This is a genomic window from Paenibacillus sp. HB172176 (assembly GCF_011947265.1).
Taxonomy (GTDB): domain Bacteria; phylum Bacillota; class Bacilli; order Paenibacillales; family Paenibacillaceae; genus Pristimantibacillus.
Map to the genome: position 1 here is coordinate 1 of NZ_JAATHD010000012.1, position 26,580 is coordinate 26,580.

A 26,580-nucleotide genomic window follows, 5' to 3' on the forward strand; every position below is an offset into this window, starting at 1 on the left:
TTTTTTGAAACATCAGATTTTCGGGAGGTGGGGCTTTTTTTTGCTCGTAACCACCATACCATCCATTATGCAGCATTTATTTTCGTATTAAACCTACCTCTAAACGCGGTCGCTCATCTTCGAAAGGCCTCGATAGAGGTTTTCTCATTTTCTATAAGTGCAAGTTCAAAAAGTTCGATTTCAAGAAAGCCTATGCTTCCGATGCTGCGTTTTTTTTCAAAAACGCTTCAGCAGATTGTATGAAGCTAGAAAGTGAGTAGCGGAAACGTTTCGTGAGAAACGTACTTCGTAAGCATAAGCTTTTTCGGCTGAATGCAATATGGGATGTCGAGCGACTTACAGTTAAACTTCGTTATTGAAATTGAGCTTTTTGAACAACCTCTATGATGACCGATTGACGGCGGCGTGATATACTGGATTAGCTAGCATTTTCCAAGAAGGTAGGTTTCTTACGAATGGGACGCTTGAAAGCAGCGAAGCATTACGCGGCGGCCTCAATCCTGGTTCCAATGATTGCTCTTATCCTTTGGCATGAGCAGCTGTGGTCAGCGGTATTGTTCATGATCTGGCTGGCGGCGGCAGCCGTCCTATGGATCCTCTCGGAGCGTCGCGAGCAGAAGGACCGTCTGTCACGTACGATTCAATCGATGCAGTCCGCAGGCATTCGGACGTTAAATCATCATCGACATGATTGGATGAACGATCTGCAGGTCTTATACGGTTATGCGAGAATGGGCAAGCTGGAGAAGACGATTCCTTTCATGGAGAAGATCGTCGCGAAGATGGGCAGGGAAAGCTCGATCGCGAAGCTTGGAAATCCGGCTTTGATCGGCTATATCCAATCGTTCCGTACGCTGACGAATTCGTTGGTGCTCGAGGTGGATATCGAAGGCGAGCTTAATCTGAATGAACAATGTATGAACGGAGACAAAATAGCGGAGACGCTTATACATACCATTAACGCGTATCGATTTTCGATGAATCCCGGCTCTTATGAGCAAGCCATATTAAGACTGGAGCTAAGCGCGGATGATGAGGCGTTGACTGCCGCTTTCTATTATGAAGGCGAATTGATCAACGAGCAGCAATGGAAGCAAAAAATTTCAAAGCAATTAGAAGGAGCGCCGCTTCAGGTGGTCGGCTCCGAGCATTCCAGCAGCAAAATGCTGCTTAAAGCGGAAATGCGCGCGTGAACGGAGGCAAGACATGTTTGTCGATAAGGCAAAGATATTCGTAAAGGGCGGCGACGGCGGAGATGGCATCATCTCGTTTCGGCGCGAGAAATATGTAGAGAACGGCGGTCCTGCGGGCGGCGACGGCGGAAATGGCGGGGATCTGATCTTCCGCGTGGACGAAGGCTTGCGTACGCTGATGGACTTCAGATATCAGAAGCATTTCAAAGCGCAGCGCGGAGAACGCGGCAAGGTGAAGAGCATGCATGGCGCAAGCGCGGAGGATACGATCGTGCGCATTCCGCCGGGGACGATTATTATTGACGATGATACAAACGAGATGATTGCGGATATGACCAGACATGGGCAAGAGGTAGTCGTAGCCAAGGGGGGACGCGGCGGACGCGGCAATTGCCGTTTCGCTACAGCGACCAACCCTGCGCCGTATATTTCCGAGAACGGGGAAGAGGGGCAGGAGCGCTGGATCGTGCTCGAGCTGAAGGTTATGGCCGATATCGGCCTGGTCGGGTTTCCGAGCGTTGGCAAGTCAACGCTGCTATCCGTTGTATCCGGAGCAAAGCCGAAAATCGGAGCGTATCATTTCACGACGATTACGCCGAATCTTGGCGTGGTCGATGTCGGAGACGGAAGAAGCTTCGTTATGGCGGATCTTCCGGGCTTGATCGAAGGCGCGCATGAAGGCGTCGGACTTGGTCATGAATTTCTCCGTCATGTCGAGCGGACAAGAGTTATTATCCATGTGGTCGACATGTCGGCGGCGGATGGCCGCGATCCGTTCGAGGATTGGCAGAAGATTAACGCGGAGCTCCTGCTGTACAACGAGAAGCTGGCGGACCGACCGCAGATTATCGCCGCGAACAAGATGGACATGCCGGAGGCGGCCGAGCTTCTCGAGCTTTTCAAGGAGCAGCTTGCCGGGGAGCAGGGAGATAAAGCGTATGAAATCGTAGAGATATCCTCGTTGACGAAGCAGGGCATTCAAGAGCTGCTGTACAAGGCGGCGGACGCGCTTGATTCGGCTGCGGAACAGGTCGAGGTCGAAGAAGTGAAGGATATCGAGGAGCGCAAGGTGTTCACTTACGAGAAGCGGGAAGCGATCACGTTCACCATTCATCGCGAGGATGAAATCTTCGTCGTGGAAAGCGAAGGCATCAGACGCGCGATGAAACGGATGAACTTGAACTCCTATGACGCCATTATGCGCTTCGCCCGCATGATGAGGAAGCTCGGCGTGGACGCGGCGCTTCGCAAGGAGGGCGCGAAGGACGGCGACATGGTGCAGGTCGGCGATTTTGCTTTTGAATTTTTTGAGGGCAGCGACTATAATCCTTATGACTGATTATTGCCGCATAAAGCCTTTGTGCGAGGAAACAGACGACGAAAGTCGTCTTTTTTCGTAATTGCCTATTGCCGATCTCGGCTTCATTCGATATAATGTCCACTATAGGTGAACATTTGTCTTTTTGAGGAGGACGAAAATGGCAGAACGCTATTATGTCGTTCGGGAGGACATTTTGCCGGAAGCGATATTGAAGACGATTCAGGTGAAGGAGTTGCTCAGCAGCGGCGGAGCGGCGACGGTGCATGAGGCGGTGGAGCGTGCAGGACTCAGCCGCAGCGCGTTCTATAAGTACAAGGACGGGGTATATGCGTTGAACGAAATCGCGAGAGAGCGAATCGTGACGATTTCGATGGATCTGGAGCATCGCTCCGGCGTGCTGTCCCGGGTACTCGGCCTGATCGCAGGTCAGGAGGGCAATGTGCTGACGATGAATCAGAGCATTCCGCTCCAAGGCTTTGCCAATGTCGTGCTTTCGGTGGACATATCGCAGCTTGCGGGAGAGCTCTCTGAGCTTCTTGAGCTGCTGGGCAGACAAATTGGTGTGCGCAAGGCGCTTGTCATTGGACAGGGATAATGAAGCAGGATATGGAGGAGTCATATGAAGCCGATTAAGATAGGATTGCTGGGGCTGGGCACGGTGGGAACCGGCGTCGTCCGCATTGTCGAAGGTCATCAAGAGGATTTGCAGTCCCAGGTTGGTTCGCCAATCATGATTGAGAAGGTTCTGGTGCAGAATAAGAGCAAGTCCCGCAATATTGCCATTTCTCAGGAGAAGCTGACGGAGGACCCTTGGGAAATCATTCGCGATCCCGAGATCGATGTCATTGTGGAAGTGATGGGCGGCATTGCCCATACGAAGGAATACATGCTCGAAGCGTTGTCGCGCGGCAAGCATATCGTAACGGCGAACAAGGATCTGATGGCGATGCACGGTCCGGAAATATTGGCGAAGGCCGAGCAGTATCGCTGCGACGTCTTCTACGAAGCCAGCGTTGCGGGCGGCATCCCGATTATCCGCACCCTGGTGGAGGGCTTCTCGTCGGATCGGATTACGAAGATTATGGGCATCGTGAACGGCACGACGAACTACATTTTGACGAAGATGAGCCAGGAGGGCGCGTCTTATGAGGATGTGCTTAAGGAAGCGCAGGAGCTGGGCTATGCTGAAGCGGATCCGACTTCCGACGTGGAGGGCCTTGACGCGGCACGCAAGATGACGATTCTCTCCTCGCTGGGCTTCCGCTCGAACGTGGATCTCGAGGATGTGTCTACTGAGGGAATATCCTCGGTAAGCAAAGAGGATATCCTGTACGCGAAGCGTCTTGGCTACGAGCTTAAGCTGCTTGGGATTGCAGACCGTCAGGATGATCTCATCTCCGTGAGCGTGCAGCCGACGATGGTGAAGGAGACGCATCCGATCGCTTCCGTGAACGGTGTGTTCAACGCGGTGTACGTCTACGGCGAGGCGGTCGGCGAGACGATGTTCTACGGAGCCGGCGCGGGCGAGCTGCCGACGGCGACCTCGATTGTGGCGGATGTCGTAGCCGTAGCGAAAAACTTAAGGCTTGGCGTGAACGGACAACAGAGCAGCTTGATCTATAAAGAGAAGAAGCTGAAGACGGATGAGCAAATTTCGTCGAAATATTTCCTGCTTCTTCATGTGGCGGATCGCGCCGGCGTGCTGGCCCGCATTACACAGGTGTTCGCCGATTACGAGGTTAGCCTCGAGTCGGTGTTACAGCAGCCGAATCCGACCAACCCGGATGCGGAAATTATTATCATTACGCATGACGCGAACAAAGCGGCGCTGGGGAAGGTCATCGCGATGTTCGAATCGCTTGACGTGGTTAATAAAGTGAAAAGCGTCTATCGGGTAGAAGGTTAAGCGATGGGAATGGGAAATCGGAGAGTTACTGTAAAGGTTCCCGCCTCCACGGCGAATCTCGGCCCGGGCTTCGATTCGCTCGGAATGGCGTTGTCCTTGTATGCGTGGATTGAAATGTCGGAGGCCGGCTCTGGAGAAACAAGCTTCCAGCTTTTCGGAGACGGCATGGATCAATTGCCGAAGGATAAATCGAATTTGTTGTACAAAGTAGCTCAGATGGTATTCAAGGAAGCGGGGGCGAATGTGCCTGAGCTGAACATTGCGATGTACAGTGAGATTCCGCTTGCGCGCGGACTTGGAAGCAGCGCTTCGGCAATTATCGGAGCGCTGGTCGCGGCGAACGCGCTCATCGGGAGCCCGCTGAGCAAGGATAAGCTGTTCCAGATGGCGACAGCGATGGAAGGCCATCCGGATAATGTCGCCGCGTCATTGTTCGGCGGCATCGTGGTTTCGGCCTGGGACGGCGAGGCAGCGCAGGTTGCGCGGATTGAGCCGCCCGAGGCGCTGAGAACGCTGGTCGCGATTCCGGCGTTCCATCTCTTGACCGAGAAGGCGAGGCATGCGCTGCCTTCCGAGGTGAGCATGGCCGACGCGGTGTTCAACGTCGGCCGCAGCTCGCTGCTCGTTGCCGCGCTGGCCGGCGGCGAGCTCGCGCTCATTCGCCATGCTATGAAGGATAAGCTGCACCAGCCCTATCGGGCAGCGCTTATTCCCGGCATGGCGGAGATTCTCGAGCGCGCCGCAGACTTCGGCGCGCTGGGCGTCGCGCTCAGCGGGGCGGGGCCCACGCTGATTGCGTTCGTCGACGCCGCCAGCTCGGAGAAGGGCGAGCTGGAGCGGTTCCTGCAGGCGACGCTGCAGAAGGAAGGCATCGCGTCCGAGTGCCAATGGCTGGCGCCAGCCTTAAGCGGCGCCGAGGTAACGGCGGAGACAGTTTCTCCGTCGTCTGGCGACAAATCCGGCGCGTTCGGCCTATCGCCGGCATTGCTGGAGCGAATCAAAGGAGAAGTAAACGCATGAAGACAATAGCTTTGCTGCCGGCCGGCTCCGTCTCCGACGAAGCGGCCAAGCAGCTTTTTGCAGGAGAAGAGGTTGCCTGGGAGTATCATCGCTTAATAGCGGATGTGTTTCAGGCGACGGTGAACGGAACGAGCGATTACAGCATTATTCCTATCGAAAATACGATTGAAGGCTCTGTTTCCTTGCATATGGACTGGCTCGTGCATGAGGTTGATCTTCCGATGCAGGCGGAATGGGTATACCCGTCGATTCAGAATTTGATCGGAAGAGCCTCCGAGCTTCAGAGCGCAGAAGGAGAGCTGGATTTCTCGCGAATCAAGAAGGTCATCTCCCATCCGGTCGCGATGGCGCAATGTCTGCAATTTCTGCGGACGCGTATGCCGCAGGCCGAGACGGAGCATGTAAGCTCGACGGCGGAAGCGGTTCGGATCGTGCGCGATCATCCCGGCGAAGGCATCGCGGCCATCGGCACGCGAATTGCGGCGGCGACTAACGGGCTGGATTTGCTGGCGAACGAAATTACGGATCATGACAATAATTACACGCGGTTCATGCTGGTAGGCAAGGAGCCTTATACCGCTTATACCTCCAATCGAATTAAGACCAGCATTTTGGTGACGCTGCCCGAGGATTATCCCGGAGCTCTTCATCAGGTGCTGTCGGCGTTCGCATGGCGGCGAATTAACTTGTCGCGTATTGAGTCCCGTCCGACGAAGAAGAAGCTGGGCAATTATTATTTCTATATCGAGATTGAGAAGTCGATGGATGATTTCCTGCTGCAATCGGCCTTGCAGGAGATTGAAGCCATCGGGAGCTCCATTCGGCTCTTGGGCTGTTATCCGAGCTTCACTTACGAGCAGTTGTTGAATAGAAGCGGTAATTGAACGATAATAGATGGGACAGGTTAACCAATTCACGGAGGTGCGAAGTTAGCAATGGCACAGCAATGGATTTACTTAAACGGGGAATATGTTTCGAAGGAAGACGCGAAAATTTCGGTCTATGATCATGGATTTTTATATGGAGACGGCATTTTCGAAGGCATTCGCATTTATGACGGCAATATTTTCAAATGCAAAGAGCATCTGGACAGGCTGTACGATTCGGCAAAGTCGATCATGCTGAATATTCCGCTCTCCTTCGAGGAGATGGAAGCGGCGCTCGTGGAAACCATTCGCCGCAATGAGCTTCGTTCGGGCTATATTAGACTTGTGGTTTCCCGCGGTACGGGAAATTTGGGTCTTGATCCGAATCGGTGCCCGATCGCCAATGTCATCATCATCGTGGAGCAGCTTGCGATCTATCCGGAGGAAGCCTACAAGAACGGTCTCGTTTCGGTATCGGTTTCGCAGCGCCGCAACATTCCGGATGCGCTTAATCCGAAGATCAAGTCGCTCAACTATCTCAACAATATTCTGGTCAAAATCCAAGCGAACCTTGCCGGCGTCGGTGAAGCGATTATGCTAAACGCGCAGGGCTATGTGGCGGAAGGCTCCAGCGATAATATATTCATTATCAAGAAGGGCGTCGTCTTCACGCCTCCATGCTATATAGGCGCTCTGGAAGGCATTACGCGCGCGACGATCATGGAATTATGCGAGAAGCTCGGCTATAAGCTGAAGGAAGAGCCGTTTACGCTGCATGATGTGTTCGTCGCCGACGAGGTATTCTTCACGGGCACGGCGGCCGAGGTTATCGCGGTTCGCGAGGTGGACGGACGCAAGATCGGCTCCGGTCAGGCGGGTCCGATTACGACGCATCTCTTGAAGGAATTCCGCAAGATTGTCAACATAGACGGTGTGAAAGTCTACGAATAACATAGGAAGCCAAGCCTGCAACAGCACTCGGGAGAGCTTGCCCCGATGGCTGCCGCAGGTTTTTTTTGCGAAAATGGCGACACCTGCCCATGTGCTGCATAGGATGTAGAGACTGATAACAGGTATGAGGGGTACCGTGTTATTTAGAACGTGACAGGAGGTTGTCGGCGAGTGAAAATCCATATGGTAAAAAGCGGCGACACATTATACATGATTTGCGAGAAGTATGATGTATCGCTTGAAGATGTTTTGAAGCTGAATCCGGGCATTACCGATCCGAATGTAATCGATGTGGGAATGAAGATCAAGATTCCATCCAAGGATACCGGCTTGGCCAGTATGGGCGAGATGGACATTATGCATCAGCATGTCGTCATGCAAGGAGATTCCTTGTGGAAGCTGTCGAAGGCGTGGGGGGTCCCGCTGGCTACGATGATTGCGGCGAACCCGCAGTTGAAGAATCCGAATGTTCTTCTGACAGGCGAAGTGGTGAATATTCCGACGGCCAATTCCGTTGTGCCTGCTTCTACAGGCAAGACGGGAGCGGCAGGTACGGGCGGCAAGCATATGCTGCATCCAACGTCAATCATGAATGGCGTGCAAGGCGTAGTAGGGAAGCTGTCGACAGCGCCGGTTATCGGCAAGACGTTCACGGGACTGGCGACAGATAAGAAGAATACGGCTCCTATTCAAGAGAAGAAGAATACGGCTCCGGTCGTATCGCCTGTTCCGAAGACGGAAGCGACTGGCAAGGTAGAGCCGTTGGCCACAAAGACAGAGCCGTTAAGCACGAAGGTAGAGCCGTTGGCCACAAAGACAGAGCCGTTAAGCACGAAGGTAGAGCCGTTGGCCACGAAGACGGAGCCATTAAGCACGAACACGAAAGTACAGCCGTCCAGCAGCAATGTGCAGCCCTTGGCGACGAAAACGCAGCCTAACAGCCAAGTATCTCCTGCCGGCACCGGAAAAACATTGCCAACCGCAGCACAAAGTGGAAAAACGATGCCGCTGAGCAGCAACGTAAGTCCTCTAAGCAGTAATGTATCGCCGCTCAGCAACAGTAATATGATGCCAATGGGCGGAAATGCGATGCCTCTCAGCAGCAACGTAAGTCCTCTGAGCGGCAATATATCGCCGCTCAGCAACAGTAATATGATGTCAATGGGCGGAAATGCGATGCCTCTCAACAGCAACGTAAGCCCTCTAAGTGGCAATGTATCGCCGCTCAGCAACAGTAATATGATGTCAATGGGCGGAAATGCGATGCCTCTGAGCAGCAACGTAAGCCCTCTAAGCGGCAATGTATCGCCGCTCAGCAACAGCAATATGATGCCAATGGGCGGAAATGCGATGCCTCTCAGCAGCAACGTAAGCCCTCTAAGCGGCAATGTATCGCCGCTCAGCAATAATAATATCAGTCCGCTCAGCAGCAATATGGCGCCGATGTCTGTGTCGCCGGCGACTAAGGTAAAGCCAGCGTCTTCGGGCAAAGCTTTGCCGATTCAAAAGCCGGTGGAGAATGTTGTCGATGCCGCCAATTCAAATTATATGCAAAGCATGGATTTGTTCCATCAATATAATGTGCCTGCGGTCGAAGCCATGTCGTCTTACGGCATGCCTGATTCGAACATGATGCCGATGTATTCGCCTCAGAGCATGGGATCGAATGCGGGAATGGAATCGGCCATGTCCCCGTATGGCGACATGACGCAAATGTATCCGCAGGAATGTCCTCCGGGAACGATGATGATGGGATATCCTTCTCCTGCCTTGATGCCATATGGAACGATGCCTTGGGGCTACGGAGCCAATCCGGGCATGAATGCGACAGGTATGCCCGTCATGAATACGCAAGGCTACGAAGGAATGAACAATGGTTATGGGATGCCATACCCGCCTTATGCGCCGGCTCCCGCATGGACGCATGGAAGCAGCGTGAACAATAACGCGGCGGGCGGCAAAGATTGCGGCTGCGGCGGCGAACGCGACGAGGAGCTCGATGAGCATTTCGTCAGCACATTCAAGGGTGGTTCGACCAAAGGCTCCAAGCCTCGCAAAAAAGGGAAAAAAGCCGTCATTCGCACGGTAAAACCTCGTCCGAAGAAGAAACAAACGATCGCCAGCCGTCCTTGGCTTAATCGATAAACCAAAGCCAAAGATATAGGTCCGGCCGCAGCCTCGTCGCCATCCTGCGACTCCAGAGGCTGCGGTTTGTTTGATGCAGTCCGTTGATATAGTCAGCTCTCTCGCCTCGCAATAGGGGAACTCGCGTATTCGCGCTGAGATTGGAGCTGCTCCGCTCCGTTTGACGGAAAACCAGGCTTGGGATAGAATGAATGCATCGCAATTAGTACCAGGTTCTAATAAATGCGCACGGTCGCGCTAAGCAAAAGCATGATTTTTGGAGGGTAAAAATGAGCGGAATGATGGCAGGCAAGAGAATCGTCGTAATGGGTATCGCCAATGAACGCAGTATAGGCTGGGGCATTGCCAAGTCGTTGCACCGCGAAGGAGCGGAGCTTATCTTTACATACAGGAAGGAGCGTTCCCTGTTGAAATTATCGCAGCTGCTGGAGGAGGAAGGCATTCATCCGCTGCTCTGCGTTTCCTGCGATATTGCGGAGGATAGCAGCATAGAGACAGCATTTGAGGAAATCGATCGTTTGGTTGGCGTTATTCATGGCTTGGTCCATTCGATCGCGTTCGCTGACAAGGATGAATTGAAGGGAGAGTATGTTCAGACGAGTCGCGAAGGCTATCTGCTGTCTCAGGACATTAGTGCGTATTCGCTCGTCGCTGTAGCCCGGGCGGCGCGAAAGCTCATGCATGAAGGCGGAAGCATGGTCACGCAATCCTATATCGGAGCCGAACGAGTCGTGAAAAATTACAATGTCATGGGCGTGGCGAAGGCGGCACTCGAGGCAAGCGTCAGATACCTGGCGGAGGATCTGGGGAAGCAGGCGATTCGGGTGAATGCCGTATCGGCCGGGCCGATTCGGACTTTGTCGGCCAAAGGCGTGTCCGGCTTCAACGACATCCTCTCGACGATTGAGGAGAGGGCTCCGCTGCGCCGCAATGTGAACGCGGATGAAGTGGGAGATGCTACGCTGTTCCTGCTTAGCCATCTCTCCAGGGGCATTACCGGGGAGGTTCTTCATGTCGATGCCGGCTATCATATTATGGGCTAGATAACGTTAATTGACAAAATCGCTTCAATCCGATACATTAAGTGCAATTACAAGCATATCAAAATGCGTGGATCAAGGTCCGGTTTTTCCATAATCGCGTATCAGAGAATGAAACCCGGAGGCTGCGAGGTTTCTTGCGCGAGCGAAAGACTGTCCTGCCTTGGGAGCAGTGACGGCTTCTCCATGAGAGTCGAAACCGGCGTCGGCCGTTATTGAAATGGAGGATTGCCCCTGCGATTATGATGCTTATGCAGGCAGCAGAGGCAATTGAACCAGGGTGGTATCACGACACATTCGTCCCTGACGGATGTGTTTTTTTTGTTGAAAAAAACGATTGAACGGGAGCTGAGCGCATGCTTCAAAGTCGATTATTCGGGACCACATTAAGGGAAACGCCTTCCGAGGCGGAGGCGATTTCGCATCAGCTTATGCTGCGGGCGGGATTGATCCGGCAGCTGGCCGCAGGAATCTATACCTACTTGCCGCTTGGCAGACGAGTGCTTCGCAAAGTTGAGAGCATCGTAAGAGAAGAGATGGAAGCGGCGGGAGCCCAGGAGGTGCTAATGCCGGCTCTTCAGCCCGGAGATCTGTGGAAGGAATCCGGCCGTTATGAGGTATACGGACCGGAGCTTATGCGGCTCCAGGATCGCCATGAACGCGAATTCGTCCTTGGTCCCACGCATGAGGAGGTTGTGACGAAGCTGGTGCGGGAGGAGATCAACACATATCGCAGACTTCCCGTTATCCTGTATCAGATTCAGACGAAGTTCAGGGATGAGCGGAGGCCGCGTTTCGGGCTGCTAAGAGGCAGGGAATTCCTCATGAAGGACGCCTACTCCTTCGACTCCGATTGGGATAGCCTGGATCGATCCTACAGGCGAATGTTCGAAGCGTATAAACGCATTTTCCAGCGTTGCGGAATCGCTTTTCGAGCGGTGGAGGCCGATGCGGGCTCAATAGGCGGAGAAGGCGGCACGCATGAATTCATGGCGCTCGCGGACATTGGCGAAGATACCGTCGTCGTCTGCACGCATTGCGATTATGCTGCGAATCTGGAGAAGGCCGAAGCGATTGCGGATGTCAAGGAGAAGGCGCAGCCATCTCAAATACAAGCCGAGAAGTTTCATACGCCCGAGCTCAAGACGATTGAACAGCTCGCAGAAGCACTTGACATTCCACCTTCTCAGCTCATGAAAACCTTGATTTACCTTGCCGACGGCGAACTTGTCGCCGTTGTTGTTCGCGGCGATCATGAAGTGAATGAGCTCAAGGTGATGAACGCGCTTAGCGCTGCTGAAATCGAACTGGCAGGCGCGGATGCGGTTCATGCGGCGCTGGGTCATTCGATCGGTTCGATCGGCCCTATCGGCCTTCCTTTCAAGCTTCTCGTTGATTACGGAGCAGCTTCCATGCCAGACGGCATTGCCGGGGCGAATGAGGATGATTTTCATCTGCGTCATGTGCAGCCTGGCCGCGACTTCCCATTGGAGCATGTCGGCGATTACCGCAATGTTCTCGAAGGAGAAGGTTGTCCGAGATGCGAGGAAGGAAAGCTGAAGTTCCATCGCGGCATTGAGCTTGGACATGTGTTCAAGCTGGGAACCAAATACAGCGAGAAGCTGTCGGCGAATTATTTGGACGCGTGCGGGAAATCGCAGCCGTTCATCATGGGCTGCTACGGCATCGGCATATCCCGTATACTCTCCGCCGTGATCGAGCAGCATCACGATGAAGGAAGCATTCTGTGGCCGATGTCGATCGCGCCGTATCAGGTGCATATCGTTCCCGTTTCCATGAAGGACGAGGAGCAGTTGATGCTTGCGCGGGGTCTCTACGATTCCTTGACCAAACAGGGCGTGGAGGTGCTTCTGGATGATCGGGACGAGAGACCGGGCATCAAATTCAAGGATTCAGACCTAATGGGAATACCGCTGAGGCTCATTGTCGGCAAGCATGCCGGGCAAGGGCAGGTTGAATATGTTGTTCGATCCAGGCATGAGAAGCTCGTTGTAAGTCAATCACAGGCTGAGGCAAGGATTTTATCCGATTTGCGCGAAATAGAGGAATAAACGGGCCGCAGGGGATCAATAGATTTCCGATTTGGAATGGGTGAAGCGGTACGATGAACGATGATCGTCTGCGGGAATATACGACTGGGCAGCTCAGGCATAAGATTAAGCATGAATCTGCCGGGCATGGCGAATGGAGCGTTGAGGCAGGGAGCCGTTGTTCTCTGCCTCCTTGTCTTTCTGTCGTCAAAGAGAACGTCGCAGAAAGAAATGCATGGAAACAGGGAGCGGAATTGCAAGTGAAGTCGTCTAATAGGGCGGAGGTGGTTGAATGATAAAGCCGGCCGGCTTGACAAATGATGAAAAACTGCCTGAAGAGCCGATGGAAGCGCTCGAGGGGTTAATGAATGAATACGGCACTTATGTGCTGCGAACCGCCTTCTTCTATACCGGCGACCGGGGCATGGCCGAGGATATCAGTCAAGAGGTGTTCCTGCGCGCTTACCGGAACTGGAGCTCCTTCCGCGGACATAGCTCCGTGAAGACCTGGTTGACGAGAATTGCCATCAATCTGTGCAAAGACAAGCTTGGCGTGCGCATGTTCGCGGAGCAGCCGATCGAGCCGGGAAGAATACGTTTGACGGAGGCGGTCAGCGCGGAGGAAGCGGCTATGAGGAAGCTTCGGAGAACGGAAATATTGCAGAGCGTGATGAAGCTTCCGGACGCCTTTCAGGAAATCATCTTCCTCTATTATTATCAGGAGCTGTCCACGGCGGAAATCGCGAGTGCAATCGGAGTTGCGGAAGGAACGGCAAGAAGCAGGCTTCACCGGGCGAGAGAGATGCTGGGCCGCGAACTACGAGAGGAGGGGCATCAACATGACTAAGGAAGAGGAAGCATGGAAGCAAAAGTACCAGGCCGAATCCAATGAAACTTTGTTTCAATCTCTGCAATTTGATTCAAGATTGAAGAATGAGGTAAGGAAGAGAATAGAGGCGGAAAGTGAAGGGGAATACAAATGGGCGAAGAGAGGATGGATGACAATGCTGTACAAAAAATGGATGTACGCCGTAGCGGCGGGCACGGCAGCTCTTCTATTGATACTGGCTCTGCCAATGTTTCAAGGCGATTACGGCGGTCAGCCCGATAACAATAACAGCGGGATAACATCGCCTGCCGACGGCACCGGCGACAATGGGAGCTCGCTTTCCTCGCTTATTACGACGGAGGTTCAAACGCCCGAAGAAGCGAAATCCTTGTACGGTTCTCAGTTATTAACGCCGTCTTATATGCCGGAGGGCTATCAATTGATCAAGATCGAAGCCGTGGGCATGGATGCGAATCATCCGACCCGCGTACTGTATACGTACACTTCGGGCGAATTGCTCTACACCGTCATGCAGAGTAAAGAGAATTTCGAGTATCCGCTGGACATGTTCAAATCAACTGAAATTAACGGAGTCCACGGTTTTGTGCATGCGTCTCCCGGCATTACGGAGCTTGTATGGACGGTTGACGGGGATCAATTCACGATTACGGGGCCGCTTTCGGAGGCAGATGCGATGAAGGTCGCGGAATCGATGCAATAAACAAAGCGAGGCGATAGACCGTCCTCTTTCTGCTATACTTGAGCTGAGGGTTCACAGCCTTGCAAGCTTTAAGAGGCAGGAGGATGCGAGCGATGAGAACGGGCAAGCATGCCATAGTTTTGTTCGACGGAGTTTGCAATTTATGCAACAGCAGCGTGAAATTCATGATTGAGCATGATCCGGACGATTATTTCCGATACGCGTCCTTGCAGGGCGAGGAAGGCAAGCGACTGCTTGCAGAGCGTGGAATAAGCGGCTATTTTGGAAGCTTTGTGCTGATCGAAGACGGCAAGCTTTATACGAAGTCTGGAGCGGCGCTGCGCATCTGCGGAAGGCTGAGCGGCGTTTGGAAGCTTGGTTATCTGTTTCTGGCTGTTCCGCCTCCGCTCAGGAATGCGGTTTATGGCTTCGTTGCGAACAGGCGCTACAAGTGGTTTGGAAAAAGAGAAAGCTGCATGCTGCCTTCACCGGACGTTCGCAGCAGATTTCTGGATTGATCGATGAATTCCCCCAACGCAGCTTCAATATGCCTTGTATAATTATACAGCAATAGCGCACACTAGCAGAAAACGTAAGCGAAGGGGACTTCCTCATGATGGCATTCCGCTTGTGGAAGCAATTGAAGAAACGCATTCGAAGAGGGCGAAATCCAATATGGACGCTCAGTTGCATCGCTCTATGGCTGTTCGCGGGCATGCTGTCTATCGGACTGTTCGGCGGAGCTGTTCTGGCAGAACGCGCCGGGGCTGAGCGTGATTACGGGCAGCCTTCATTAAGCGAGTTTTTGAGCGAGCGCGAGGAACCGGTGTCGGCGACGCTCCACCGCATGTTCATATGCGGTGAAGAGACGGAAGCTCTGGGCAAGTTGCAGCCCCAAGCCTTGATTAAGCTGCTCGGAGACCATCCCGAGTGGTCGGCTATGATGGAGCGCGACGGGCGTTCCATTCGAATCGTAGAGCAGGTGGCAGACTTGTCGAGCCACTGCAAATCCCATGCTTATTTCGGCATTGACAAACAAGGGTACTTCTCCCTTTACGACGGGCAGCCAAGCGAAGACAAGGTGATGCGAACGTTTTTCCAGCTTGATGTCCGGTTTATGGAAAGCAGTCTTCCGCAGGAGAAGCTGGAGCAATTGACGCGGGGCATTCATGTTAAGGATATTGACGAATATAACAGCGTATTGTCCACGTTCAGCGATTTCGCGAAGACCGCGGACGAAGTCAACGGCGGGAAGCAAGCCTACTAACCCAAGCGATATAAGTCGAACGAAAGAAAGTTGGACGAAAGAATGAAACGACCCATCGGAGAGAAATGATCATTCTGGATAAGCGATAGTAGGAAACAACTATTTATGCTGTAGGGAAGGCCGTTCGATTGCTGAACGGTCTTTTTTGTAATTATAGCGTAAAATGTCGGTGTGGAGTTGTCCGCTTTCCTGGTCGACTCGACCAGGATCGGACGACGGAGATGCTCCACTCCGCGGACTTTAAGCGCTGCAAATCGATTTTCTCGACTTGCAGCCCCGTAACCGCGGACTTTAAGCGCTGCAAGTCGATTTTCTCGACTTGCAGCCCTGTAACCGCGGACTTTAAGCGCTGCAAATCGATTTTCTCGACTTGCGGCCCTGTAACCGCGGACTTCAAGCGCTGCAAGTCGATTTTCTCGACTTGCAGCCCTGTAACCGCGGACTTTAAGCGCTGTAAATCGATTTTCTCGACTTGCGGCCCTGTAACCGCGGACTTCAAGCGCTGCAAGTCGATTTTCTCGACTTGCAGCGCCCTCTCCAGTCTACTAAACTGTAAATTTATTTGGCGATAAAACTTGCCTTATGCTTACGAAGCTGCTTTGCTCCGCAAAGCTTTTAGGTCGCTCATCTTTGAAAGGCCGAGGGTAGAGGTTTTCTTAATCTTATCGCGTATAAAATTTCGATGGAAATGAACGCTTGCGACGGTAACGGACATTTTCGAGGCTCTCTAGCTGGTTTTAAAGGACATTCGCGACCGTTACGCGACGATATCAACGATTTTTGGAATGTAAAGGTCGCATTTGACCGTTAGCGTCAGAAATTAGGGTTGAACCCCCTCAATTCTTCTTCTTACGGTCATCTGCGACCGTTAAAATACCTGTTAGGCGTGATTATGGCTTCTTACGGTCATTTGTGACCGATACGCTACAAGCCTTGGTCAAATGGCCACATGCTCACGAATGCACAATGAATCGGCAGCCTCCAAAAATTCCGTTAGAACAAGTTGCTGCATTTTCAGCGCTGCAGCCTCGGATGAGGTACCGCTTGGCGCTCCAGCGCAGATTACCAGCGCTGCAGCTTCAAAAGCGGAACCGGCTGACGTGTTCTACAAGCTGGAGACCCGCACACAGTTAATAAACAGCCTCTCTGTGTCCGATAAAGGGAACGAACTACGAATTTTTCTCCAATGGAGGCTCCTGTGTCCACTTGTGATCAAACGTTCGTTCTCATTTTCGCATTCTTTTGCTATAATGATAGGCGGACATCATGAATGTGATAGACTTCATAGAGAAGGGAGCTGCCGGTTTGCGAGTGTTAGGCATTGATCCCGGCATTGCGATTGCCGGATTCGGATTCATCGACAAGATTGGACATAAGTTGACGCCTGTGCAGTACGGGGCGATTCAGACGGAAGCGCGCACGCCTCCCGAAGAGCGCCTGAAGCAGATCTATGAATCCGCGTGCGCGTTGATTGATCGCTACAAGCCCGACTCCATAGCCGTCGAGAAGCTGTTCTTCAATCGGAATGTAACAACGGCCTTCGCCGTGGGACAAGCGAGAGGCGTTATCATATTGGCAGCCGCGCAGCGCGGACTTCCCGTGGCGGAATATACGCCGCTTCAGGTGAAGCAGGCGGTCGTCGGATACGGCAAGGCCGAGAAGAGGCAAGTGCAGGAGATGGTGAAGATGTTCCTGAGGCTGTCTGCCGTGCCGAAGCCCGACGATGTGGCGGATGCGCTTGCTGTAGCCATTTGCCATGCCCATTCCGCCGTTATGCATCAGAAAATAAACGAGGTGAAGCCGTGATTGATTTTTTGCGGGGACCGGTTGTACATATTGAAGCTGAATATGTGGTGATGGATGTACGGGATGTCGGTTACCGCGTGTTTACTCCGAATCCTTATGAATTCGTCGGGAAGGACGGCGTGGTTACGGTGTTCATCCATCATCATGTGCGCGAGGATGCCATTCATCTGTTCGGCTTTCTCTCCAGAGAGCAGCAGGTTCTGTTCCGCAAGCTGCTGGACGTCTCAGGCATTGGGCCGAGAGTCGCGCTTGGCATCCTGTCTGCAGGCAAGCCGGGCTCCGTCATCGCCGCGATTCAGCAGGAGAACATCGGCTTCCTGACGAAGCTTCCCGGCATCGGGAAGAAGACGGCGCAGCGCATGATTCTGGACTTGAAGGACAAGTTGCTTGGCGACGCGGGTGACGGAGGACTGTTCAGTGCGGCAGGTTTTGCAGACGGATTACCGGATGAAGCAAATCAGAATGCGCCGGGAGGCATCGCTTGGCAGGAAGCGCGGGATGCGCTTGCCGCGCTCGGGTATACGTCGGCCGAGCTCGACAAGGCTTGGACAGGCTTGCAAGACAGCGTAACTCAGGATGAGACGGTGGATTCGTTGATGAAGCGAGCGCTTCAGCAGTTGTTCAAAGGTTAACGGAAAGGAGCTGAGCACATATGGATGATCGGATCATTTCCGCTAATCTCATGATGGAGGATCAAGCAGCGGAACTGAGCCTGAGACCCCGATATCTCGCCGAATATATCGGTCAGTCGAAGGTGAAGGAAAATCTGACGATCTATATCGAAGCGGCCAAGCTTCGCAAGGAAGCGTTGGATCACGTGCTGCTCTACGGTCCGCCGGGACTCGGGAAGACCACGTTGTCTAATATTATCGCCAACGAGCTTGGCGTGAATCTGAGGACAACATCCGGCCCCGCGATCGAGAGACCCGGCGATCTGGCGGCACTGCTTACGAATTTGCAGGAGGGCGATGTGCTGTTCATAGATGAGATTCATCGTCTGCATCGCACGGTCGAGGAAGTGCTGTACCCGGCTATGGAGGATTTCTGTCTCGATATTATGATCGGCAAGGGACCAAGCGCGAGATCGGTCAGGCTGGATCTTCCGCCGTTTACGCTCATTGGCGCGACAACAAGAGCAGGTCTGTTGTCGGCTCCGTTGCGGGATCGTTTCGGCGTTGTAAGCCGTTTGGAATTTTACAATGTGGATGAATTAACCTTTATCGTGTCCAGAGCGTCGGAGATTCTTGAAGTATCCATCGTGGGCGAAGCCGCGGCGGAAATCGCGATGCGGTCAAGGGGCACGCCGAGAATTGCGAATCGGCTGCTGAAGCGCGTCAGGGACTTCGCTCAGGTGCGAGGAGACGGCGTTATTACACATGAGATCGCGCAATCCGCGCTGCAATTGCTGCAGGTGGATCCCATGGGGCTCGATCATATTGATCATAAGATGCTTCGCGCGATGATGACCACCTTCACGGGCAGGCCGGTCGGCCTTGACACAATCGCGGCAACGATCGGCGAAGAGAGCCAGACGATCGAAGATGTATACGAGCCTTACTTGATGCAGATCGGCTTCCTTCAACGAACGCCAAGAGGAAGAATGGCGACTGATCAGGCCTATCAGCATCTGGGATTGCCCCTCCCGGGCAATCGTTCATAACCCCATCGAGGAGAGGAGCCCATCATTATGAGAACAACCGGCAAGCGGCGAATGCGTTTGCTGCTGGCTTCGACAGCCTTGCTGCTGCTTATTTCGTCATGGAACACCCCTTCGTCGGAGGCTGCCGCACCGGGATTGGATACGATTCGCGTCGCGATGTTCTTGAATCTTCCGGGCAAATACGAATCCATTACGTCTGCGGCGACGTTCTCCTCCGCGGGAGGCTTGAAGGTAAGCATTCGCCGGCCGAACGGCGATCAGGAATGGTTCCCTATGGCAGCGGGCAAGCCAGCCAAGTTTGCTCTTGACGATTATAAAGTGAAAGTATTTGAAACCTCGAACTTCGCCAGCGCGTATGCCATGTATACAGAGCTGAAGGCTTCCGGAGGATTGGCTTATCTGACGAGTATGCCGAGGAAGAACGGATTGAATTATCAGGTGCTCGAGGGCGACTACGGAAGCGCTGCAGATGCCGGATCGGCGCTCGGTCGATGGGCGGGCAATGGGAAGCTGTCAAGCCTCTCCAGCGGAATGAAGCCGCAGCTTCAAGGGCCGTTTCATCTGGAAAGCGCGGCGCTGGGCAGCAAGGCAGAGGCAGAGGCCGCCGTCTTATCGTTCGGCAACGCGGGGCTTGACGCCTTCGTGGCCGTTCGATCCTCAGGAGCCGGCAAGCTCGCTTATTCGGTCATGGTAGGCGCGGCGTCAAGCGCAGAGGAGCTGAAGCAAGTGCAAGCCGCGGCTTCCGCCTTGCCGCTTGGAGCAACGCTCAATCCGGTTGCAGACGATTCTGCCTACTTGCTGCTGCGTCAGGATTTCTCCACCAGCTCGGGAGGAAGTCAAAGCATGGAGCTGATGCAGTTCCCGAGCAATGAGACGAAGCTGTGGATTTCCTCGACCGGAGATCAGCCGATTGGCTTGTCCGAACGATACAATCGGACATACAGGGGAGGCTTCGAGTTAAGTTCTTTCAACAATAAGCTGGCTGTCGTGAACGAGCTTCCTTTCGAAGAATATCTCTATTCCGTCGTAGCCGTCGAGATGTACAGCAGTTGGCCGCTCGAGGCGCTGAAAGCTCAGGCCGTGGCGGCTCGAAGCTTCGTTCTGTCGAAGGGCTTCACCTTCCAGATCGCGCATGTGGTCGACACGACGCTTAGCCAGGCGTACTCCGGAACAGGCGTGGAGCAAGCCGCCTCGACCGAAGCGGTGAATGAGACGAATGGCGAGGTTATGCTCTATGACGGCAAACCGATTGAAGCGCTGTACAGCTCGAACGGCGGAGGCATGACGGCAGACGCGATTGAAGCATGGGGCACCGAGGTGCCGTATTTGAAGTCGGTCCAGTCTCCGGATGAATCCGCTGAAGAAGGCTTGCTTCACTGGTATTACGTGCAGCTTCCGGATGGCAAGCTCGGCTATATCCGCGAGGATCTCGTGCAGGCAACGGGCGAGAAGACGAAGGCGGGAAGCGAGATTGTCGCAGTGCTGAACGATACAACGAATGTACGCAAGAACGCGATGATTCAAGACAGCGTTCCCGTGCTTGAACAGGTGAAGAAGGGAACGAGAGCGATTGTGCTCGACAAGGTGATGGAGTCCAATCCAATGAACTGGAAGCGGGGACCGTATACAAGCGAGCAAATGCTTGGCGCGATAAATGCCCGCTTATCCGAGAAGTTGTCGTCGCCAATTACTTCGATTGCCGTATCCCGGCAAGGCGTATCCGGCAGAGCGACTGAAATTGCGGTGAACGGAAAGCCTCTCGCAGGACTTTCGCCGGATTCCTTGAGGTCTGTGCTTGGCGCGGAGGGATCGCTGCCCAGCACCAAATTCGCGATTGAGGAGACAGGCAGACTGGTTGTGCAGGGCGCGGGAGGAAAGCAGCAACAGAGAGATAGTAATAATCAGAAGCTGTATTTGATAGGTGCTGAAGGAACCTCCTCCGCTCTTAAGAGTGACATCGTGTATGTTATGGACAAGGATCATCAAGTTCGGGCGGCGACGAAAGAGCCGGGCTTTGCTTTCCATGGACAGGGCTACGGGCATGGAGCCGGGATGTCGCAATATGGCGCGTACAGTCTGGCCGGTCAAGGGTATGGCTATGAATATATATTGAAATACTATTATAAGGATATTACCTTAGCTAAGGAATGAACAGTCTATTATGAATGTAGATCAATTTGATTTTGAATTGCCGGAGCGTCTTATTGCGCAGACGCCGCTCGCGGATCGGACGGCATCGAGATTGCTTATGTTGAATCGGGAATCCGGCCGGATCGATCATGGCGTATTCACGGATTTGGAGAAGAAGCTGCGGGCGGGAGACGTGCTTGTGCTTAACAATACAAGAGTCATTCCCGCTCGTCTTCTGGGCAGCAAGAGCGATACCGGAGCGAAAGCCGAGTTGCTGCTGCTGAAACAGCTTGAAGGCGATCGTTGGGAGACGCTGGCGAAGCCGGCCAAGCGACTCAGGGCAGGCGCGGTCATCCACTTCGGCGATGATGGAAGCGGGAATCCGCTGCTGACGGCGGAGGTGGAGTCCGAGGGAGAGATGGGCGCCCGCATCATTCGTTTCCGTTATGGAGGCATTTTTCAAGAATTGCTTGATCGATTGGGAGAAATGCCGCTTCCTCCTTATATCAAGGAGCGGCTTCAGGAGCGTGAGCGTTATCAGACGGTATATTCGAAGCATAACGGCTCCGCCGCAGCGCCGACGGCCGGCTTGCATTTCACCGAAGATTTCTTGAAGCGGTTGGAAGCCAAAGGCGTTATTCTAAGCTTTGTGACGCTCCATGTCGGTCTCGGCACCTTCCGTCCCATGTCGGTGGACAAGGTGGAGGATCATGAAATGCATGCCGAGTATTACGAGCTCGACGAACGAAACGCGGCCATTCTCGAAAGCGCCCGGCAGGAGGGACGACGCATCGTCGCCGTAGGAACAACCTCCGCCCGCACGCTCGAGACGGTCGCGGCCAGATTCGAAGGAGCCGCCCCTATAGAAGCTTGCAACGGCTGGACCGATATTTTCATCTATCCCGGTTACAGCTATAAGCTTGTTGACGCTCTGTTGACCAATTTCCATCTGCCGAAATCAACGCTTGTCATGCTGGTGAGCGCATTAGCCGGCAGAGAGGCGATTATGAACGCTTATAAGGAAGCTGTAGAGCGAGAATATCGATTTTTCAGCTTTGGCGATGCGATGTTGATATACAGCTAGGGAAAGCTATACCATCATTAAATGAATAGGAAGCGTGAATTGTGGCTGTCAAATATGAATTTATCAAACAATGCAAACAGTCGGGAGCAAGACTGGGAAGACTGCATACGCCTCATGGCATCATCGATACGCCGACCTTCATGCCCGTCGGAACGCAAGCAACGGTGAAGACGATGAGTCCCGAAGAGCTGAAGGCGATGGACGCCCATATTATTCTTAGCAACACATATCATCTGTTCCTGAGACCCGGACATGAAATTGTCAAGAAGGCCGGCGGCTTGCATGCTTTCATGAACTGGGATCGTCCGATACTGACGGACAGCGGGGGCTTCCAGGTATTCAGTCTGGCGGAAATGCGCAAGATTTCGGAAGAAGGGGTGCAATTCCGCTCCCATCTTAACGGCGACAAGCTGTTCCTCTCGCCGGAGGTTGCGATGGAGATCCAGAACGCGCTCGGCCCGGATATTATGATGGCGTTCGACGAATGTCCGCCTTATCCTGCAGAGTACAAGTATGTGAAGGAATCCACGGAACGAACCGCAAGATGGGCGGAGCGCTGTCTCAAGGCTCATGCGAGACCGCATGATCAAGCGCTGTTCGCTATCGTGCAGGGCGGCATGCATCAGGACCTTCGCATACAAAGCGCCAGGGATTTGACTTCCATGGATTTCCCGGGGTATGCTATTGGTGGACTGAGCGTGGGAGAGCCGAAGCATTTGATGTACGAGATGCTAGACTATACCGTACCTATCCTTCCATCGGACAAACCTCGTTATTTAATGGGAGTAGGTTCGCCCGACGCGCTTCTGGAAGGCTCGATTCGCGGCATTGACATGTTCGATTGCGTGCTTCCAACGCGTATCGCCCGGAATGGCACGACGATGACCAGCAATGGCAGATTGGTTATCCGGAATGCAAAGTTTGCCGAGGATTTCGGTCCACTGGACGAGAATTGCAGCTGTTATACCTGTCAGAATTATTCGAGAGCTTACATACGTCACCTGCTCAAAGCAGACGAAACATTCGGAATCAGGCTGACGACTTATCATAATTTGCATTTCTTGATTCAACTCATGAGAGATGTGCGTCAAGCGATTGCGGAGGACAGACTGCTCGATTTCAGAGACGAGTTCTTCGAGACGTACGGTCTTAATGATAATGAAAGAGGATTTTGAAAGGGGATATTCATATGTCAATGTGGTTAGCAGCCGGAGATGATACAGGAAATATCTGGCAAATGATTTGGCCGTTTATTCTGATGTTCGCGGTTTTCTATTTCTTGCTCATCCGTCCGCAGCAGAAGAAGCAGAAGGCTCGCACTTCCATGCTGAGTCAAGTGAAGAAAGGCGACAAGGTAACGACAATCGGCGGTTTGCACGGTACGATCGTGGAGATGACGGACGATACAGTTGTTCTTCGCGTCAATGATACGACAAAGATGACATTCGAGCGGAGCGCAATCAACGGAGTTACAACTTCGGCGCCAGCCGCATCCGAGTAATGAACAGGGCCGCTTTCGCTAGTCGATCAGACTGGGGGAGGCGGCCCTTCTGCATGGTCAGCGCCTTAGGTTGACTCCGACCATGCCGCCGAAAGCGCCCGCTAGCAGCACGGTCCCCAGCATAATCAAGCTATGCAAGGAGAAGGAAGCGTTCGTGGCAAGAAAGCTGACAATGACAATAATGATGCCGTACATGAGTCCGAGAAGCCCTCCGTTGTACCAGCCTCTTCGGATCGAGCGTTTGCCGCAGGTGAAGCCTCCGGCCAGTGAAGAAGCGCCATGCACAAGCAGCGTATAGGTTCCGAGCTCGCTTTCCATCATGTTTGTAAAGCTCAGCATGAACGACAGCAGCAACGCGCCTGCGGCCAGCCATAATAATGAGAATATAACGCCTGCCAGCAAAGGTGAAGCAATCGACGGCGGTTTTGGTGCTTGCTTGACGGAGTTCATTCTATTCCTCCATTCACAAAATTCTTATTTGTAAACCATATGGTCAAGCTTGCGGAAATAGTACAGGTTTAGCCCGATTACCATATATTCGCGTCCTTCCCTTCCGTATGATGCGTTTCCTCAAAGGTGAGAATACGGTATAGGAGCTCGCGAGCAGAGGAGGCGCTTACCACTTGGAAATATGGAGCCTGTTGATCCGGACGGTGATTATTTATTTTGTCGTATTTTTGATCATGCGGTTTATGGGGAAGCGGGAAATCGGCAAGCTGTCCGTGCTTGACTTGATCATTTCGGTCATGATCGCCGAGATTGCGGTCATCGTCATCGAGGATGTGAACAGACCGATGTGGGACGGCATCGTGCCTATGGTAGCGCTTCTTGCCATTCAGGTCGGATCGGCATTTCTAACGATGACGAATCGCAAGATGAGGCTGCTGTTCGACGGCAAGCCGACTGTAATTATCGCCAAAGGCAAGATCAATAAGGATATGATGCGGAAGCAGCGCTACAATCTTGATGATCTTATGCTTCAATTAAGGGAGAATAAGATTACTTCGGTTGCCGATGTGGAATTTGCGATTCTGGAGACAAGCGGCAAGCTGTCCGTCATCCCGAAGGAAGGCGCAGATACTCCGGAAGAAACGGCAGGCGAGGAAGCTGACGGTGAGAAAGGAAATCATTTTTTGAGAGGAGACAGCGGCTTATCCCATGAAAAAAAGGCTTCGGATCCCAGCGTAGATGTGGAAACCTCGAGTCAAACCCCTGCTCCGAAAGGGAGGGAGAAGCTGATTCCTCAAGGCTTCCGCTTTGAAGTGCTGCCTATCCCCTTAATTATGGACGGCAAGGTTCAGGACGAAAATCTTGCTAAGATGGAAAAAACGCGTTTTTGGCTGAAAAATGTGCTGCAAGAAGAAAAAATTTACGATTTCAAAGATGTATTCTTGTGCACAATCGATCATAAAGGAAAAATCTTTGTTGACGTGAATAAGAAAAAATTCACTTGAACCAAGCGCCAAGCCATGGGATGCGGGCCATATCGTAGCGATCGATCAGTTTCATCGCAATCATCAGCAGCAGATAGAACATAACGCTCGCGAAGCAAGCAAGCATAAGATTAAGCCACTCCACGGCAAGCGGCATAATGCGCACCAGCCATTGTGCCGCCGCTCCCATAATGAGCATGGCAGCGCCCACTTTGATGAAATCAAGGCTATGCATGCGAAAGCCGATAAATCGCATGACGCTTATGCCATGCAGCACCGTAACCAGCACAATATTGATACATATTGCGATAACGGCACCATAAATGCCAAGCTTGGGATTCGATGCAAGCTGAACGATCAGCACCAGCTTCACTGCCGCCCCAATGAAGGTATTGAGCAAGGCCGTGCCCGGCTTGTCGAGCGCCTGAAGGGCAGCCTGCAGCGGCGCTTGCAAATAGATGAAGATACCGGTCAGCGCCGTCAATTGAAGCATGGGAGCGATGTCGCTCTGATTGTAGATGATACGGCAAAGCGGTTCTGCGAAAAGAATCATAATGACGGCAAACGGCGCGCCGGAAACAAGAGCAATCCGCATCGATTGATGCATCCGTTTGTGAATGAGCGCCTTGTCTCCCCGCGCCGCCGCCTCCGAAAGGGAAGGCACGAGCGATACGGCCAGGGAATAGGTCAGCGCCGTGGGAAGCAGCAGCAGTGGAATGACCATGCCTTGCAGCGCTCCGTACTGCGCGGTGGCGATGCCTATCGCGACGCCCGCGGCGGCAAGACTGCGGGCAATGAAGATCGATTCAAGCAAATAGGAGATCGAGCCTACAAGCTTGCTTCCAGTCACCGGTACGGAAATGGCCAGCAGCTTCTTGACAATTGGGAGCGTTCGTTCATCCAGGCTTCCCGAGGCGGTTTCACTAGCGGCAAAAGATCGGGATTGTTCAAGGGCGACTCTTCGCGCGCGAATCTCCTTGACCCGATAATAGTTCCACAGGAAGACGAGCAATCCCCCGATTTCCCCGGCAACAACGCCCAACATCGCCCCGGCGGCAGCCCATTCAATACCGTAGGGCAGCAGCAAATAAGCGAACACCAGGGATGCGACGATGCGGATGAGCGTTTCGACCGTCTGCGACACCGCGCTTGGAATCATATTTTGCTTGCCTTGGAAGTAGCCTCTGTAGACGGATGAAATGCCGATAATGAGCAGCAGCGGCGACATCATCAGAAAGCTGTTGTAGACCCGCTTGTCCGGCAGCAGATGCTGGATGATAAAGGGCGCGAACAGCAGCATGACGGCCGTGAACAGTGCGGCAAGCGCCAATGTAAGCAGCATGGCGGTTCGGAAGATGCCTTTGACCCGTCTGTGGTCGCCCTGCGATTCGGCTTCCGCAATCCACTTGGCGATCGCCAGCGGAATGCCGCCGGTAATAACAGTCAGCATGACGATGAGAAAGGGATAGGAAAGCTGATATAAGCCTACGCCCTCCGCGCCCATAATGCGGGGAAGCGTAATGCGCGGCACAAACCCGAGCAGCCGATTCAAAATGCCGGCGGCCAGCAGGATCATGGCTCCTTTTATAAAGGATTGTTTGGTCATGCTGATTCTTCAACTCCTTCGCGTGCAGCCGCTCTTCATATTGCGTGCTGAACAACCTCCAACAGGCTCGT

General features: G+C 53.2%; 26 protein-coding genes. 23 read left to right on the forward strand and 3 right to left on the reverse strand.

The genetic code is table 11. The features are described 5' to 3' along the window. The 15 genes from HFP08_RS29025 to HFP08_RS16115 form a co-directional block, all read left to right on the forward strand. Positions 1-243: hypothetical protein (locus HFP08_RS29025; protein ID WP_206109266.1), on the forward strand; the 243-nt coding region annotated here is incomplete at its 5' end. Positions 244-455: 212 nt separating this feature from the next. After that, positions 456-1,193 (forward strand): Spo0B domain-containing protein, encoded by a 738-nt coding sequence (locus tag HFP08_RS16050; RefSeq protein ID WP_168121622.1) that lies wholly within the window; start codon positions 456-458, stop codon positions 1,191-1,193. A 13-nt stretch (positions 1,194-1,206) separates the two neighbouring features. Next, entirely contained in the window at positions 1,207-2,532 is a 1,326-nt protein-coding gene (obgE, locus tag HFP08_RS16055; RefSeq protein WP_168121623.1) for a GTPase ObgE, read from the forward strand. A 139-nt stretch (positions 2,533-2,671) separates the two neighbouring features. Further along, positions 2,672-3,109 carry an ACT domain-containing protein gene (locus HFP08_RS16060; RefSeq protein ID WP_168121624.1) on the forward strand — a complete coding sequence of 146 codons (438 nt, stop codon included), beginning with the start codon at positions 2,672-2,674 and terminating at the stop codon, positions 3,107-3,109. Between the two features lie 24 nt (positions 3,110-3,133). Then, complete coding sequence (locus HFP08_RS16065) at positions 3,134-4,420, forward strand: homoserine dehydrogenase (protein ID WP_168121625.1); 1,287 nt, start codon at positions 3,134-3,136, stop codon at positions 4,418-4,420. A gap of 3 nt (positions 4,421-4,423) precedes the next feature. Further along, a complete protein-coding gene (gene thrB / locus HFP08_RS16070; protein ID WP_168121626.1) occupies positions 4,424-5,440 on the forward strand; it encodes a homoserine kinase in 1,017 nt (338 codons plus the stop codon). Further along, positions 5,437-6,324, forward strand: a complete 888-nt coding sequence (gene pheA / locus HFP08_RS16075) for a prephenate dehydratase (protein WP_168121627.1) — start codon at positions 5,437-5,439, stop codon at positions 6,322-6,324. The genes thrB and pheA overlap by 4 nt, the downstream gene beginning before the upstream one ends. Positions 6,325-6,375: 51 nt before the next feature. Then, positions 6,376-7,257 (forward strand): branched-chain-amino-acid transaminase, encoded by an 882-nt coding sequence (gene ilvE, locus HFP08_RS16080; RefSeq protein ID WP_168121628.1) that lies wholly within the window; start codon positions 6,376-6,378, stop codon positions 7,255-7,257. A gap of 171 nt (positions 7,258-7,428) precedes the next feature. Next, complete coding sequence (locus HFP08_RS16085) at positions 7,429-9,402, forward strand: LysM peptidoglycan-binding domain-containing protein (RefSeq protein ID WP_168121629.1); 1,974 nt, start codon at positions 7,429-7,431, stop codon at positions 9,400-9,402. 269 nt (positions 9,403-9,671) lie between these two features. After that, positions 9,672-10,445: an enoyl-ACP reductase FabI gene (fabI, locus tag HFP08_RS16090; RefSeq protein ID WP_168121630.1), complete on the forward strand. Its 774-nt coding sequence runs from the start codon at positions 9,672-9,674 to the stop codon at positions 10,443-10,445. A 353-nt stretch (positions 10,446-10,798) separates the two neighbouring features. Further along, entirely contained in the window at positions 10,799-12,514 is a 1,716-nt protein-coding gene (locus HFP08_RS16095) for a proline--tRNA ligase (RefSeq protein ID WP_168121631.1), read from the forward strand. A 271-nt stretch (positions 12,515-12,785) separates the two neighbouring features. Then, the gene (locus tag HFP08_RS16100; protein WP_168121632.1) at positions 12,786-13,340 is read left to right on the forward strand and encodes a sigma-70 family RNA polymerase sigma factor; all 555 of its coding nucleotides are present in this window, start codon (positions 12,786-12,788) and stop codon (positions 13,338-13,340) included. After that, positions 13,333-14,043 carry a DUF4367 domain-containing protein gene (locus tag HFP08_RS16105; protein ID WP_168121633.1) on the forward strand — a complete coding sequence of 237 codons (711 nt, stop codon included), beginning with the start codon at positions 13,333-13,335 and terminating at the stop codon, positions 14,041-14,043. The genes HFP08_RS16100 and HFP08_RS16105 overlap by 8 nt, the downstream gene beginning before the upstream one ends. Positions 14,044-14,135: 92 nt before the next feature. After that, positions 14,136-14,540, forward strand: coding sequence for a thiol-disulfide oxidoreductase DCC family protein (locus HFP08_RS16110; RefSeq protein ID WP_206109267.1), 405 nt, complete (start codon positions 14,136-14,138; stop codon positions 14,538-14,540). Positions 14,541-14,635: 95 nt separating this feature from the next. Continuing rightward, positions 14,636-15,289, forward strand: coding sequence for a BofC C-terminal domain-containing protein (locus HFP08_RS16115; RefSeq protein ID WP_168121635.1), 654 nt, complete (start codon positions 14,636-14,638; stop codon positions 15,287-15,289). Between the two features lie 151 nt (positions 15,290-15,440). Here the strand turns inward: HFP08_RS16115 and HFP08_RS16120 are convergent, their stop codons facing one another. Further along, positions 15,441-15,797 (reverse strand): hypothetical protein, encoded by a 357-nt coding sequence (locus HFP08_RS16120; protein ID WP_168121636.1) that lies wholly within the window; start codon positions 15,795-15,797, stop codon positions 15,441-15,443. Positions 15,798-16,594: 797 nt separating this feature from the next. Here HFP08_RS16120 and ruvC point away from each other — a divergent pair. Genes ruvC through yajC form a run of 7 tightly spaced genes read left to right on the forward strand, consistent with a single transcriptional unit; the run spans position 16,595 to position 23,470 of the window. Further along, entirely contained in the window at positions 16,595-17,095 is a 501-nt protein-coding gene (ruvC, locus tag HFP08_RS16125) for a crossover junction endodeoxyribonuclease RuvC (RefSeq protein WP_168121735.1), read from the forward strand. Beyond that, complete coding sequence (gene ruvA, locus HFP08_RS16130) at positions 17,092-17,727, forward strand: Holliday junction branch migration protein RuvA (RefSeq protein WP_168121637.1); 636 nt, start codon at positions 17,092-17,094, stop codon at positions 17,725-17,727. The genes ruvC and ruvA overlap by 4 nt, the downstream gene beginning before the upstream one ends. A gap of 20 nt (positions 17,728-17,747) precedes the next feature. Continuing rightward, positions 17,748-18,755: a Holliday junction branch migration DNA helicase RuvB gene (gene ruvB, locus HFP08_RS16135; RefSeq protein WP_168121638.1), complete on the forward strand. Its 1,008-nt coding sequence runs from the start codon at positions 17,748-17,750 to the stop codon at positions 18,753-18,755. A 27-nt stretch (positions 18,756-18,782) separates the two neighbouring features. Next, on the forward strand, positions 18,783-20,906 hold the full coding sequence (locus HFP08_RS16140) for a SpoIID/LytB domain-containing protein (RefSeq protein ID WP_168121639.1): 2,124 nt from the start codon (positions 18,783-18,785) through the stop codon (positions 20,904-20,906). Positions 20,907-20,916: 10 nt separating this feature from the next. Next, positions 20,917-21,969, forward strand: a complete 1,053-nt coding sequence (gene queA / locus HFP08_RS16145) for a tRNA preQ1(34) S-adenosylmethionine ribosyltransferase-isomerase QueA (RefSeq protein WP_168121640.1) — start codon at positions 20,917-20,919, stop codon at positions 21,967-21,969. 38 nt (positions 21,970-22,007) lie between these two features. Continuing rightward, positions 22,008-23,144, forward strand: coding sequence for a tRNA guanosine(34) transglycosylase Tgt (gene tgt / locus HFP08_RS16150; protein ID WP_168121736.1), 1,137 nt, complete (start codon positions 22,008-22,010; stop codon positions 23,142-23,144). A 20-nt stretch (positions 23,145-23,164) separates the two neighbouring features. Next, on the forward strand, positions 23,165-23,470 hold the full coding sequence (yajC, locus tag HFP08_RS16155; protein ID WP_168121737.1) for a preprotein translocase subunit YajC: 306 nt from the start codon (positions 23,165-23,167) through the stop codon (positions 23,468-23,470). A 57-nt stretch (positions 23,471-23,527) separates the two neighbouring features. Here yajC and HFP08_RS16160 read toward each other — a convergent pair whose 3' ends face one another. After that, entirely contained in the window at positions 23,528-23,920 is a 393-nt protein-coding gene (locus tag HFP08_RS16160) for a TIGR04086 family membrane protein (RefSeq protein ID WP_168121641.1), read from the reverse strand. Between the two features lie 173 nt (positions 23,921-24,093). Here HFP08_RS16160 and HFP08_RS16165 point away from each other — a divergent pair, with 173 nt between their 5' ends. Beyond that, positions 24,094-24,924 carry a YetF domain-containing protein gene (locus HFP08_RS16165; protein ID WP_240941476.1) on the forward strand — a complete coding sequence of 277 codons (831 nt, stop codon included), beginning with the start codon at positions 24,094-24,096 and terminating at the stop codon, positions 24,922-24,924. Here HFP08_RS16165 and spoVB read toward each other — a convergent pair. Further along, a complete protein-coding gene (gene spoVB, locus HFP08_RS16170) occupies positions 24,917-26,509 on the reverse strand; it encodes a stage V sporulation protein B (protein ID WP_168121642.1) in 1,593 nt (530 codons plus the stop codon). The two genes, HFP08_RS16165 and spoVB, sit on opposite strands and share 8 nt — an antisense overlap. Positions 26,510-26,580 lie beyond the last annotated feature (71 nt).